The organism is Candidatus Omnitrophota bacterium, assembly GCA_041650805.1.
Lineage (GTDB): Bacteria > Omnitrophota > Gorgyraeia > 2-01-FULL-45-10 > 2-01-FULL-45-10 > JBAZKM01.
This window is the reverse complement of sequence record JBAZKM010000004.1, coordinates 85,387-96,944: the sequence shown is the minus strand read 5'-3', so window position 1 is coordinate 96,944 and position 11,558 is coordinate 85,387. Positions and strand designations below refer to the sequence as shown.

Genomic DNA, 11,558 nt, shown 5'->3' with positions numbered 1-11,558 from the left:
CGGTGCTTCGGCGGGCTCATCCGCCGAAGCCTTCTGTCGTCTGCCTGTTGTCGACGAAGGCGGATGGTGGACGCGACAGGGGTCGAACCTGTGACCTCTTCCATGTCAAGGAAGCACTCTAACCAACTGAGCTACGCGTCCACATGATGCCAAGTTACTGAAGAATTGGAGGCGGCTTCCGGATTTGAACCGGAGCATAAAGGTTTTGCAGACCTTTGCCTTACCACTTGGCTAAGCCGCCTCGTACGTTAAAATCTTCTACCCGCCCACTCTACGGAACCGTCCACCCTGAGGATATTCTTCCCTTTCCTGCCGTGGTTACCGGCGGCGTCCTCGACGATCGGCGTCTTGAGAAGCGACGATTCCGTCAGGCCGGGGGCGTACGAATAGTCGGGCTTTTCGGGTGTGCCGAAAGAGCCGCTCGCCGCGCAGTCGAATACCTTCTGGTCCCCGACGTAATCCGGGTAGAGCGCCCCGAGATCCGGCGGGAACGCATCTTCGTGTTCGGAGGCGTACGTATGCAGCGCGATGCTGAGGCGCCTCAGATTATTTTCGCATTGTATCGCGCTGGCCCGGTCTTTGACCATGCGCACAAACGGTCCCAATATCGAGATGATCGCAAGGAATACCGCGACGACGACTACCACCTCTATTATAGTGAAACCCCGCGAACTTTTCATCATCCTCATAATTTGCCACTATACGTGCGGTCAAGAACCTTGTCAAGAATAATTTTGGCGAGTTCGCGCTTCGATCTCCCGCGCGCAGAGGTCCGGCCTCCCCGCCTGTCGATGATCGCTATATCCGTCTTCCCGGGACCGAAAGCCGTGCCGCCCTTTGAACACCTGTTCGCGACTATAAGGTCGAGATTCTTCTCTCTTAATTTCTTCAGGGCATTTGTATACATATGCTCGGTCTCCAGGGCAAACCCTACCAGCACCTTATTCCCTTTTTTACGGCCGAGCCCTGCAAGTATGTCCGGGTTCTCGGCCATCTCTAGCACGATCTTCCTGCCGGTGGCCCTCTTCATCTTTCTCGACCGGCTCGACAGCGGCCTCCAATCGGATACGGCCGCCGCCATTATCACGCAGTCGGCCTTTTTGAACTCCCCCGAGAGCGCAGAACGCATCTCCGTCGCGCTCTCGACCATGATCCGCCTGACGCCTGCCGGCCTCTTGAGGCATGCAGGCCCGCTCACGAGCGTTACGCGATGGCCCCTGCGGCGCGCCTCCCCGGCGATCTCGTACCCGAACGTCCCCGTCGAGTAGTTGGATATGAAACGGACCGGGTCTATCTTCTCCCGGGTCGGTCCGGCCGTCACCACTATATATTTGGGTCTTTTGCTGGATGCGGGGTTCACCGTAGAAACCGTTTCGCTTCCCTTACGATCTCTTTTGTATCGGCGATGTGGCCTATATCTTCGTGCCCGCAGGCGAGGCGCCCTTTGATCGGCCCTACGAAGTTGTAACCGAAGGATTTGAGCCGCTCTATATTTTCCCGGACGGCTTTATGCTTATACATCTTCTCGTTCATGGCAGGGGCTATCAGGACGGGTGCCTTCGTAGCCAGTACGGTGCACGTGATGATGTCGTCGCATATCCCGTGGGCCATCTTGCCCAGTATATTTGCGCTCGCCGGAGCTATGATGACAAGGTCTGCCTTATCCGCCAGGGACGTATGTACGGGGTTCCATTCATCGGGCAGCTCGAACATATCGGATATGACCTTATTGCCGGATAGCGTCTGGAGCGTAAGCGGAGCTATGAACTCTTTCGCCTCCCGCGTAAGGAGGACGGTGACGTCGACGGCATCCCTTCTCAACATGGTGATGATCTCGCATGCCCTGTAAGCGGCTATGCCCCCCGTTACCCCCAGGATCACCGACTTCGGACGTGCGGTCATTTCTCCTCTTTGATCTTGAACGAGATCTTCCCTTCGAGTATCTCTTTCAGGGCGATCGCCCCCGGCTTCATGTCCGGTGTCGCGTCGACGAGCTTGCCCGCCCCTTCGTTAAGCTCCACCGCCCGGCGGGATGCCATTATCACCAGCTTATAGGTACTGCCTGCCTTGTCGTATAACTTATCTATGGGTGCTGCCTGCATGATCTCTCCTGTCTCTTTTTGATCTCTCTTTTGATTATATTTTTTAACTTGCGGTATGCCGTGTGCAATTCATCGTTAACGACCCTGTAATCGTATCTATCTTTACACGCCATCTCCTTCCTTGCCAGCCGCAACCTCACTGCCATCGTCTCTTCGCCGTCCGACATCCTTTCGCGGAGACGCTTCTTCAGGATCCTCATCGAAGGCGGGAGGATGAATATCATGACGCTGTTCTTCGGGTACGCGCCCCTCACCTTCATCGCGCCCTTTACGTCGATACTTAAAACGACCGACTTCCCTTTGTCGAGAGCGTCTTTTATAAATTTTTTCGGGGTGCCGTACAGGTTACCGAAATTCTCCTCGTGCTCGAGAAAGCCCCCGTGCCTTATCAGTTCCTTGAATTTTCCGTTCTTTATGAAGTGGTAATCTGCGCCGTTCTTCTCACCCGGCCTCGGGGGCCTGGTCGTGACCGATACCGACGGCACGAGGTCGAGGCCGTCGGCCAGGAGCTTTTTGCACAGGGTCGTCTTTCCCGAGCCGGATGGCGCGGAGATTATGAATAACGTGCCTTTTGCATGAGAGCTCACCGTCTACTCTACGTTCTTTGCCTGTTCCCTGATCTTTTCTATCTCGCCCTTTATCTCGATGACGTTCTTCGATATTTTGAAGTCGCCCGCCTTGGAACCGATGGTATTGATCTCCCTGTGGAGTTCCTGCGCTATGAAATCGAGCTTCTTCCCTACGTCGCCGCTCCCGGATATCGTCTTCTTAAAATTCACCAGGTGGCTCTTGAGCCGCGTGATCTCTTCGGATATATCGCTGTTCTTCGCGAATATGGCGACCTCCATCTCGAGCCGGCCCCTGTCTATATCGCGCCCGCCGGTGATGTCCTTCACGCGCTCCGCGAATCTTTTACGGTACTCGTCCAGACCGGTGTGCGCTCTCGACTTTATGACGGTCAGCATCTTTTCTATCTTCCCGGCCCTGGCATTGAGATCGTTATAAATAGACCTGCCCTCTTTTTCCCTGTCGGCGGTGAGCCGCGCGATCGCCTTATCGAGCGCCTTCTTTATCTTCGGCCAGAGTTCGCCGAGGCCTTTTTCGCGCACTTCATAATTTATGACCCCGGGGAGCGCGGCCAGATCCTTTATGGTGATATCGTCTTTCAGCCCGAGATGCTTTTTAAGGCGCTTCAGCTCGTCGTAATAATTTTTAACGATACTTTTATTGATGCTTATACGTTCTTCCTTGGCCAGCGCGCCGTCATATATGAGGTTGATATATATCTTCCCGCGCGCCACGCTCTTCTGCATCACCTCTTTTATCTTGTCCTCGAACGTGGAGATATTATTGGGCAGCTTTAACGTGGCGTCAAAAAATTTATGATTGACCGTCTTTATTTCGATGGTGATCTGGCCGTTCTTCACCCTGGCGTCGCCCCGCCCGAACCCTGTCATCGATCGTATCATTTACGCCTCGTAATAACTACGTTAGTCCACGGTCCATAGTCGATGGTCCACAGTAAATGCTTTATACGGTCGACCATGGACAGTCGACTGTGGACCGCTTTTTACGCCCACACTCTCCGCTGGGCCGATGTCTTTACGGTCTTGGTCGGGTAGAGGTCGAGGATGATCTCGTCGGGCTGGAACCACAACTTTATCTCGCGCTCCGATTCCTGGTCATTCGTCGAGGCGTGTATGACGTTTTCGTAGACACCCTTCGTGGTGATCCTGCCGTATGCGCCCCTGATGGAGACGGGATCCGCCTCTTCCGGGTTTGTCGCGCCGCAGATGGTCCTGACCTTCTTTATCGCATCCTCCCCCCAGTATACGAGCGCCATGACCTTCTTCTTATGGTACTCCCCCATGAGATATTTCAGAAGCTCTTCGAAGAACGGCTTATCTTTCAGCGATATATAGTGCTGCTCGGCGAGCTCGCGCGATACTTTGACTATCTTGGCAGCCACGATATCGAGCTTCGTCTCGGATAACCTGGTCAGGACATTGCCGGTGAGCGATTTCTTAAGACCGTCCGGTTTTATCAATACAAGCGTCTGTTGGTCCATTTACCCTCCCCCGTGGAATGCGGAATGCTTATTTAACTATAAAACCCTCTCTCTGTCAACCGATTAGTTGGCGCCCGGTTTCTGGGCAAAGATATCGACGAGGCGGTTAAGGTCCTCGTAAGAATAGTATTCGATCTGTATCCTCCCGCGCTTCTTCCCGTGGAATATCTTCACCCTGGTCCCCAGCGCCTGCTGAAGGCGCGATTCGATCTCCCCTATGTGGGGGTCCTTGAGCGCCTGTCTCCTCTTGGTGCCGGAGACCCTTTTGGATACCAGTTGTTCCGTCTCCCGTACCGAGAGGGCTTTCTTTATTATGAGCGTGGCGACACGCAGCTGCTCGCTCTCCGTCGGGAGGGCAAGGAGCGCCTTCGCATGTCCTGCCGTCAGGATATTCTTGGAGATGTACTCCTGTATCTTTTTCGGGAGGGCGAGAAGGCGAAGCGTATTTGCAATGGTAGAACGGTCCTTGCCGAGGACCTTTGCTATCTTCTCCTGGGTGAAATTAAAATCGGTCGCGAACCGCTGGAATGCGTTGGCCTCCTCCATCGGGTTCAGCCCTTCCCGCTGTATGTTCTCGATGAGCGCCATTTCTAGCATGTCGATCTCCCCCACCTCCCTGACTATGGCGGGGATGTTGGCGATCCCGAGATTCTTTACGGCCCGCAGCCTCCGCTCTCCGGCGATCAACTCATAGCCGTTATCGACACGCCGGACCAATACCGGCTGCACCACTCCCTTCTCCCGTATGGAGCTCACCAGTTCATTCAGCCTCTCCTGGTTGAACTCAAGGCGCGGTTGATATTTACTGGTCCTTATCTGTGAGATCGGGATGTTCATCACCTGTTCCTGGGGACCCGGACCTGCCGCTTCCCTTTGTGGGATGAGTGCGCTCAACCCTTTACCTAAAGCTCGGCTTTGAGTCATTTAACTTCTCCTTCCTCAACTTTTTGTAAGTTACTATCAATACTATCGTTATGTAAATTTGTCTGGCTAGTAACAGAGCCGTCTTTCTTTACTCCTAAAAATTCATTTGTGAAATCCTGGTACTTCTGAGCGCCGATCGAATTTTTATCATATAGGGCGATCGGTTTCCCAAAACCGGGCGCTTCTGTTAAACGTATATTCCTGGGTATCACAGTGTTATATACTTTCTCTTTAAAAAAGTTCCTTACTTCATTTATAACTTCATTGGTAAGCTTAGTCCTGAAATCTGCCATCGTAAGAAGAACGCCTTCTATGAGCAGCGAAGGATTCAGGTTTTCTCTTACCAGATTTATAGTATTAGAGAGTTGACTCAGCCCTTCAAGTGCATAATATTCGCATTGTATCGGTATAAGTACGGAATATGCTGATGATAAAGCATTTATGGTCAATAAACCGAGCGATGGCGGACAGTCTATCAATATGAAATCGTAATCCTGGCTTATTGCGGCAAGAGCCTTTTTGAGCCGATACTCTCTACCCATAATGCCAACCAACTCAACCTCTGCGCCTGTAAGATTCAAATTTGACGGTATGATGGAAAGGTTATCTATGCCGGTCTTTAAAATGACCGATTTTGGGTCGGATTCGTCCACCAGGAGGTCGTAGACGCTCGTCTTTATAGTATGCTTGTCTATTCCTAAACCGCTTGTAGCGTTGCCCTGTGGGTCTATATCGATGAGCAGTATCTTTATACCTGATAAGGCAAGGCAAGTGGCGAGATTTATTGCGGTTGTCGTCTTTCCAACACCGCCTTTTTGATTACATATCGCTATTACTTTAGCCATGTCTATGGAATGTTCCACGGGGAACGTTTTACTAGAAATATACCTGAATAACCGTCTTTTGTCAAGCTTTTGACGATCTTTTATATATTCTTAAATATCGCGTATTGCTCGACAACGGTCAATACCGTATTTATTATCCAGTATAACACGAGCCCGGATGGCATATTATAGAATATGAACCCGAATACGATAGGCATAACTATCAACATCATCCGCTGTTGCTGTTTCTGCTCATCGGTAACGGCGCTGCCCATCTGCTTTGTAGACATATTCTGTTGAAGTACCATGGCTCCGACCATCAGGAGCGGCAGAATATTTATGCTGTCACCGAATATCGGTAATGTGATCGGGATCTTAACCGCATCCGGCAGAGAGAGATCTCTTATCCATAAGAATGTGCTCCCGCGTAATTCTATAGACCGTATAAGCGCGTTATACAGGGCGATGAATATCGGCATCTGCAGGAGCATCGGCAGACAGCCGCTTAAAGGATTTATCTTATATTTTTTATACAACTCCAGCATCTCTTTATTCAATTTCTGCGGGTTGTCTTTATGCTGTGCCTTCAATTTCTCCATCTGCGGATGGAGGGCCTGCATCTTCTGCATAGATTTAAAACTTTTAAATGTGAGAGGGGATAGTATAAGGTTTAAAAATATGGAGAGGAGGATTATGGATAGACCCCAACTATGTAAAAGGAAATAGAAGAATCGCATCACAGCTATGAGCGCCCTGCTTATCCCGCCGAAAAATCCATAATCTACACTCTCTGCAAATTCGAATCCCACTTCCTTCAGCAGGGATATCTGGCTTGGCCCCGCATAAAGAATGAATTTCTGAGATACAACGGATCCCGATGGGATCTCGATCAAGGGCGATTCTATACCTGTGCTGAATAGACCGTCTTTCGCCTCGCTATAGAACTGGTCTTTCGTCGCGCCGAACGGTTTCATCACGATACAGAAGTACTTATTCTTGATGGCGGTCCAACTCACTATGCCGGGGTTTGTAATACGCCCCTTCTTCGGATGTTTAAAATTTAATATGATGCCGTTCACCTTGGATCTTACTTCAATAAATCTTACATCCTGTGGATCCGGCTCTTTAAGCCCAGAACCACCTATTATTCTGTAACCGAAAGATCTCGAGGAGCCGGATATATTCTTTATTGCTATATCTAACTCTATGATATGCTTAGAGTTATGTAATACATATCTTTTCACAACTTCGATATCGCCTATCCTGGCAGAAGCGATTATATCGTCACCGCTCTTCTCGATATTATATTTTATTGTGTCGAAAGGGAGGGAGCCTGTCGAATCGGAGAAAGAGAATACATACATCTTTGGATTTGTTAGATCAACCAAATCTAACATTTCGGTGGAATGCGGGTTCTTATGCTCTTTCAGGCGTATCTTTTTTATTGAACCGCCGACGTTGCTGAAGGTTAGGATATATTTCCCGGCATCTGCCTCAAGCTCTTCCTCTTCGAAAGCGATATTTGAGGGCGCCTCTAAGGATGGGGGCAGTTCCGCCGCTTCCTTAACAACGGCCCGGACGGGCGCCGTATCTTCCTTCACCACACCCTTTACATCCGGCGCGCGGACAGGAGGTTTCACGAAGAAGTACTGGAATGAGACGATGATCAATATCGATAATGCCACTGCCAGGACAAGCCGTTTTTCCATGATATATTACTCTCTCTTATTTGACAGGATCGTACCCGCCTTGCGAGAACGGGTTGCACCTCAGGATGCGCTTTATGCTCTTCAGGCCGCCGGATAAAAGGCCGTGTTTCTCTATGGCCCCGATGGCGTATTCCGAACAGGATGGGTAAAACCTGCAGCATTGTAACTTCAATGGTGATAGATAGTTACGATATAACTTCAGCATGCAAATGGCTATCTTCTTCACTTCAATATACCCGCCTCTCCGGCAACGCCCAGGAACTTCTTCTCTATATCTTTATAAGCCAATGCGGGGGACGGATCCCTGCGCACCACTATGACTATATCGAACCCTTTTTTAAGCTTCGCCTTGTTCAACCGGTATGCCTCGCGCAAAAGCCGCTTTATCCTGTTCCGTCTTGTCGCCAGTTTTATGCTGCGCGAGCTCACCGAGAAACCGACCCTTATCGTCTCCCCGGCGTTCGGCAGGCGGTACAAAAAGAGGGGGTCCCTCTTGTGGGCCGACCCGTTCTTATAGACCTTCCTGAAATCCCCTGTCTTTAAAAGATGTTCTTCTTTCGGAAAATCTCCGTCGGAGATCATACGGTGAGCTTGTGCCGGCCTTTCTGTCGTCTCCTCTTCAGAACGGCCCTGCCCCAGCGGTCCTTCATCCTCTTCCTGAACCCGTGCTTTCTCTTTCTCCTGAGGTTCGATTTCGCCCTTAGCGTATACTTCATGGTCATCCCTTTCCTGTTTTAAGCTGACGGTCTTCCCCCGAAAGCAAAATTGCGTGTGCTAAATTATATCATAAAGAATAATTGAGTCAATACATTTAATGGCGGGCTCATTTTTCTCTTGCACTACTTTATATAATCTACTATAATAACTGAACGTCGCGGCTGCGATGCTTGTTTGTAACTTGTGGATAACCCCTTTTTCGTGTTGAAAAGTTGTTATTGGGTTGTGGATAACTCAAAGTAAGGTCCTATATTATGGCGATTGACGGCGGAGCCGTATGGGTCAAGGCCCGGGAGATGATCAAAAAGGAGCTCGCTAACGACCGGACGTTCGATATCTGGTTCGGCCCGATACGGTGCTCATCCATAAACGCCGACACGATAACTTTGGAAGTCCCGAATAAGTTCTTCAAGAGCTGGCTTCTCGAGCGGTACATGGATGTGATACGTTCGTGCATAGCAAAGGCCGTCGGCAAAGAGCTCGGCGTAGAATTCGCTCTCAAGGAGATGGGCGACGAAGAGGCCCTGCGGGAAGACCCCGCGCGTAAAAAAGAGCCGAAGAAAGAGAAGCCGTTCTGGCCGTTCGCGCGCCAGAACCCGGACTCGCCGAAAGAGATAGGCCTCAACCCCAAGTATACGTTCGAGAGCTTCGTCGTCGGGTCAAGCAACCGGTTCGCCCATGCCGCGTCGATGGCCGTCTGCGAATCCCCCGCAAAGGCGTACAACCCGCTCTTCATATACGGCGGTGTAGGATTGGGCAAAACGCACCTGATGCACGCCATAGGGCAGAGCGCCGTCCAGAAGTTCCCCAAGACGAAGATCCTCTACATATCGAGCGAGGAGTTCACGAACCAGCTCATAGGCGCCATCCAGAACAGGACCACCCAGAAATTCCGGGAGAAGTACAGGTACGTGGACATCCTTCTGATAGACGATATCCAGTTCATCGCCGGCAAGGAGTCGACGCAGGAAGAGTTCTTCCACACGTTCAACGCCCTTTTCGACGCCCATAAGCAGATCGTCGTCTCCAGCGACCGGCCGCCGAAAGAGATCCAGAACCTCGAGGACCGGCTCGTATCGCGGTTCGAGTGGGGACTCGTCACCGATATACAGCCGCCCGATTTTGAGACGAGGATCGCCATACTGAAAAAGAAGTCCGAAAAAGAGACGATCGCGCTCCCCGACGACGTTTTCTACTTCCTGGGAGAGAAGATAAAGACGAATATCAGGGAACTGGAAGGCGCGCTTATACGCGTAGTCGCTTATTCCAAGCTCATAGGAAGGGATGTCTCCCTGGACCTTGCCAGGGAGGTGCTGAAAGATATGATAGTGGAGGGGGAGAAGAAGATCACCATCGAGCTCATCCAGAAGAAGGTGAGCGAATATTTCGACATAAAACTTTCTGTCATGAAGGCGAAGAACAGGAGTAAGGCGGTCGCTTACCCGCGCCAGATCGCGATGTACCTCACGCGCAAACTGACCGATTACTCTTTACCTGAGATAGGTGAGAACTTCGGGGGCAGGGACCACACGACCGTTATACACGCCTGTGAAAAGATAGAGAACGACCTTAAGTCAAAAGAGGGTTTAAGGGATATAACCGACAAGCTTATTAAAAATATTAAAAGTTGATTGTTGATCATGTTGATAAGTATTTATAATATTGCTCATGCTCCCGGGTTTCAATCCGTTGTTCCTATTGGGGTTGATGACTTACTCACTTATCAACAGACCCTACTGCTAAGTGCTGCTGCTATTTGTTATAAAAGATAAGTAGAACTAACAGGAGACGAAAGATAATGAAATTCAACACAAAAAAAGATATCTTACTTAAAGGCATACAAAGCGTCCAGAACGCTATCAACGCAAAGAGCAGCTCACCTATATTGACCAACATACTCGTTGAAGCAGCCGGCGAAAATATCGTATTTACGGCAACAGATTTCGATATAGGTATAGTATCGGCTATCCAGATAAAACCCGCGATCGAAGGGAACATAACGATCCCCGCGAAGAAATTCGCCGACATCATAAAAGAGCTGCCGGAAAACGAAGATATATCCGTGTCGGTCAAAAAGAACAACATGATCCACATTGAATGCGACAAAAACACCTTTAAGATAATGGGGCTGCCCAAAGACGAGTTCCCGCAACTCCCGGAGTTTAAAAACAAGGACTTCATCATGCTGGAACAGAAGAAGTTAAAAGCGATGCTGGGCATGACGGTATTCGCCATAAGCAGCGACGAGACCAGGTATGTCCTGAACGGCGTACTCTTCGTGATAAAACCGGCATATATACGGCTCGTTGCCACCGACGGGAGACGGCTCGCGATGGTGGAAGAGAAGATGCAGTTCCCGAAGGCGCTGGAGAGAAAGATGATAGTGCCCACAAAGACCGTGAATGAGTTGCTCAGGGTCTTGACGGACGAAGGCGAAGTGAAGATAAGTTTCGGGGATAACCAGACGCTCTTCGAGGTCGGGTCCACCCGCGTCATATCAAGGTTGATAGAAGGTGATTTCCCCAATTATGAACAGGTTGTGCCCAAAGAGACGAAAGAGAAGATAGTCGTCTCCAGGGATAAATTTTTATCGGCGCTGAAGAGGGTGGCGCTCTTCACCAACCCGGAGTCGAAGGCGGTGAAGCTGGACCTCGCGCGCGACAAGATGGTCCTGTTGAAGAGCGCGCCGTATCTTGGGGAGGCGCGCGTAGAGCTCGACGTCGATTATAAAGGGAAGGATATCTCCATAGGGTTCAACCCCGACTATCTCGTGGACATACTGAAGAACGCGGATGTCGGCGAGATACATTTTGAGGTAGCCGATCCCGAGAAGCCGGGCGTCGTTAGGATAGGCACCGAGTATGTATATGTCGTATTACCGATGCAGCTTACGTAAGTGATGCGCCATGGCCGGATCTCCTAAGGGGCCGCTGGACGGCGTACTGGAAAATATAATAGCCGGCCTGAAGAAAGATAAGGCGGTCACGGAGGAGGATATAAGGGCCGCATGGCGCCGGGCGGCCGGCAGGAAGGCCGCCTGCCACACGCGGCCCGTCGCCATACGAAGGGCGGAGCTCGTGGTGAACGTGGACGACTCGGGGTGGCTGTACGAATTGACGCTGAAGAAGAAAGATATACTCAAAAAGCTCTCGGTGAAGCTGAAGAAAAAGAAGATAAGGAACGTGAGGTTCAGGATAGGGGATGTGTAGTATCT

At 50.6% G+C, this 11,558-nt stretch carries 16 protein-coding genes and 2 tRNA genes; 3 read left to right on the top strand and 15 right to left on the bottom strand.

Annotated elements, in window-relative coordinates; translation table 11 throughout:
• Positions 1-64: 64 nt before the first annotated feature.
• The 15 genes from WC515_03955 to rpmH all read right to left on the bottom strand — a co-directional run bounded on the left by WC515_03955 (position 65) and on the right by rpmH (position 8,343).
• Positions 65-141: transfer RNA gene (locus tag WC515_03955), tRNA-Val, on the bottom strand.
• Between the two features lie 25 nt (positions 142-166).
• Positions 167-241: transfer RNA gene (locus WC515_03950), tRNA-Cys, on the bottom strand.
• A 7-nt stretch (positions 242-248) separates the two neighbouring features.
• On the bottom strand, positions 249-689 hold the full coding sequence (locus tag WC515_03945) for a type II secretion system protein (protein ID MFA5146511.1): 441 nt from the start codon (positions 687-689) through the stop codon (positions 249-251).
• Positions 686-1,360, bottom strand: coding sequence for a phosphopantothenoylcysteine decarboxylase (locus WC515_03940; protein ID MFA5146510.1), 675 nt, complete (start codon positions 1,358-1,360; stop codon positions 686-688). The genes WC515_03945 and WC515_03940 overlap by 4 nt, the downstream gene beginning before the upstream one ends.
• Entirely contained in the window at positions 1,357-1,902 is a 546-nt protein-coding gene (locus WC515_03935; protein MFA5146509.1) for a flavoprotein, read from the bottom strand. Before WC515_03935 ends, WC515_03940 begins: the two co-directional genes overlap by 4 nt.
• A complete protein-coding gene (gene rpoZ, locus WC515_03930) occupies positions 1,899-2,102 on the bottom strand; it encodes a DNA-directed RNA polymerase subunit omega (protein MFA5146508.1) in 204 nt (67 codons plus the stop codon). Before rpoZ ends, WC515_03935 begins: the two co-directional genes overlap by 4 nt.
• Positions 2,084-2,689, bottom strand: coding sequence for a guanylate kinase (gmk, locus tag WC515_03925; GenBank protein MFA5146507.1), 606 nt, complete (start codon positions 2,687-2,689; stop codon positions 2,084-2,086). Before gmk ends, rpoZ begins: the two co-directional genes overlap by 19 nt.
• 3 nt (positions 2,690-2,692) lie before the next feature.
• Positions 2,693-3,571, bottom strand: a complete 879-nt coding sequence (locus WC515_03920) for a YicC/YloC family endoribonuclease (protein ID MFA5146506.1) — start codon at positions 3,569-3,571, stop codon at positions 2,693-2,695.
• Between the two features lie 101 nt (positions 3,572-3,672).
• Positions 3,673-4,170 (bottom strand): nucleoside-diphosphate kinase, encoded by a 498-nt coding sequence (locus tag WC515_03915; GenBank protein ID MFA5146505.1) that lies wholly within the window; start codon positions 4,168-4,170, stop codon positions 3,673-3,675.
• A 63-nt stretch (positions 4,171-4,233) separates the two neighbouring features.
• The gene (locus WC515_03910) at positions 4,234-5,094 is read right to left on the bottom strand and encodes a ParB/RepB/Spo0J family partition protein (protein ID MFA5146504.1); all 861 of its coding nucleotides are present in this window, start codon (positions 5,092-5,094) and stop codon (positions 4,234-4,236) included.
• Positions 5,091-5,939 carry an AAA family ATPase gene (locus WC515_03905; protein ID MFA5146503.1) on the bottom strand — a complete coding sequence of 283 codons (849 nt, stop codon included), beginning with the start codon at positions 5,937-5,939 and terminating at the stop codon, positions 5,091-5,093. Before WC515_03905 ends, WC515_03910 begins: the two co-directional genes overlap by 4 nt.
• An 80-nt stretch (positions 5,940-6,019) precedes the next feature.
• Positions 6,020-7,627, bottom strand: a complete 1,608-nt coding sequence (gene yidC, locus WC515_03900) for a membrane protein insertase YidC (GenBank protein MFA5146502.1) — start codon at positions 7,625-7,627, stop codon at positions 6,020-6,022.
• 16 nt (positions 7,628-7,643) lie between these two features.
• A complete protein-coding gene (gene yidD, locus WC515_03895; GenBank protein ID MFA5146501.1) occupies positions 7,644-7,853 on the bottom strand; it encodes a membrane protein insertion efficiency factor YidD in 210 nt (69 codons plus the stop codon).
• Complete coding sequence (gene rnpA, locus WC515_03890) at positions 7,850-8,209, bottom strand: ribonuclease P protein component (protein ID MFA5146500.1); 360 nt, start codon at positions 8,207-8,209, stop codon at positions 7,850-7,852. Before rnpA ends, yidD begins: the two co-directional genes overlap by 4 nt.
• Positions 8,206-8,343: a 50S ribosomal protein L34 gene (rpmH, locus tag WC515_03885; protein ID MFA5146499.1), complete on the bottom strand. Its 138-nt coding sequence runs from the start codon at positions 8,341-8,343 to the stop codon at positions 8,206-8,208. The genes rnpA and rpmH overlap by 4 nt, the downstream gene beginning before the upstream one ends.
• A gap of 255 nt (positions 8,344-8,598) precedes the next feature.
• Between rpmH and dnaA the strand changes: the two genes are divergently transcribed.
• The 3 genes from dnaA to WC515_03870 all read left to right on the top strand — a co-directional run bounded on the left by dnaA (position 8,599) and on the right by WC515_03870 (position 11,553).
• Positions 8,599-9,975 carry a chromosomal replication initiator protein DnaA gene (dnaA, locus tag WC515_03880; protein MFA5146498.1) on the top strand — a complete coding sequence of 459 codons (1,377 nt, stop codon included), beginning with the start codon at positions 8,599-8,601 and terminating at the stop codon, positions 9,973-9,975.
• A gap of 167 nt (positions 9,976-10,142) precedes the next feature.
• Complete coding sequence (gene dnaN / locus WC515_03875) at positions 10,143-11,240, top strand: DNA polymerase III subunit beta (GenBank protein ID MFA5146497.1); 1,098 nt, start codon at positions 10,143-10,145, stop codon at positions 11,238-11,240.
• A gap of 10 nt (positions 11,241-11,250) precedes the next feature.
• Positions 11,251-11,553: a DciA family protein gene (locus WC515_03870; protein ID MFA5146496.1), complete on the top strand. Its 303-nt coding sequence runs from the start codon at positions 11,251-11,253 to the stop codon at positions 11,551-11,553.
• Positions 11,554-11,558: the final 5 nt, after the last annotated feature.

What these genes read in the sequence shown, in the direction of transcription:
- WC515_03945 (MFA5146511.1), bottom strand. Translation starts at nt 689, where the DNA reads ATGAGGATGATGAAAAGTTCGCGGGGTTTCACTATAATAGAGGTGGTA.
- WC515_03935 (MFA5146509.1), bottom strand. Translation starts at nt 1,902, where the DNA reads ATGACCGCACGTCCGAAGTCGGTGATCCTGGGGGTAACGGGGGGCATA.
- rpoZ (MFA5146508.1), bottom strand. Translation starts at nt 2,102, where the DNA reads ATGCAGGCAGCACCCATAGATAAGTTATACGACAAGGCAGGCAGTACC.
- WC515_03920 (MFA5146506.1), bottom strand. Translation starts at nt 3,571, where the DNA reads ATGATACGATCGATGACAGGGTTCGGGCGGGGCGACGCCAGGGTGAAG.
- WC515_03915 (MFA5146505.1), bottom strand. Translation starts at nt 4,170, where the DNA reads ATGGACCAACAGACGCTTGTATTGATAAAACCGGACGGTCTTAAGAAA.
- WC515_03910 (MFA5146504.1), bottom strand. Translation starts at nt 5,094, where the DNA reads ATGACTCAAAGCCGAGCTTTAGGTAAAGGGTTGAGCGCACTCATCCCA.
- WC515_03905 (MFA5146503.1), bottom strand. Translation starts at nt 5,939, where the DNA reads ATGGCTAAAGTAATAGCGATATGTAATCAAAAAGGCGGTGTTGGAAAG.
- yidC (MFA5146502.1), bottom strand. Translation starts at nt 7,627, where the DNA reads ATGGAAAAACGGCTTGTCCTGGCAGTGGCATTATCGATATTGATCATC.
- rnpA (MFA5146500.1), bottom strand. Translation starts at nt 8,209, where the DNA reads ATGATCTCCGACGGAGATTTTCCGAAAGAAGAACATCTTTTAAAGACA.
- rpmH (MFA5146499.1), bottom strand. Translation starts at nt 8,343, where the DNA reads ATGAAGTATACGCTAAGGGCGAAATCGAACCTCAGGAGAAAGAGAAAG.
- dnaA (MFA5146498.1), top strand. Translation starts at nt 8,599, where the DNA reads ATGGCGATTGACGGCGGAGCCGTATGGGTCAAGGCCCGGGAGATGATC.
- dnaN (MFA5146497.1), top strand. Translation starts at nt 10,143, where the DNA reads ATGAAATTCAACACAAAAAAAGATATCTTACTTAAAGGCATACAAAGC.
- WC515_03870 (MFA5146496.1), top strand. Translation starts at nt 11,251, where the DNA reads ATGGCCGGATCTCCTAAGGGGCCGCTGGACGGCGTACTGGAAAATATA.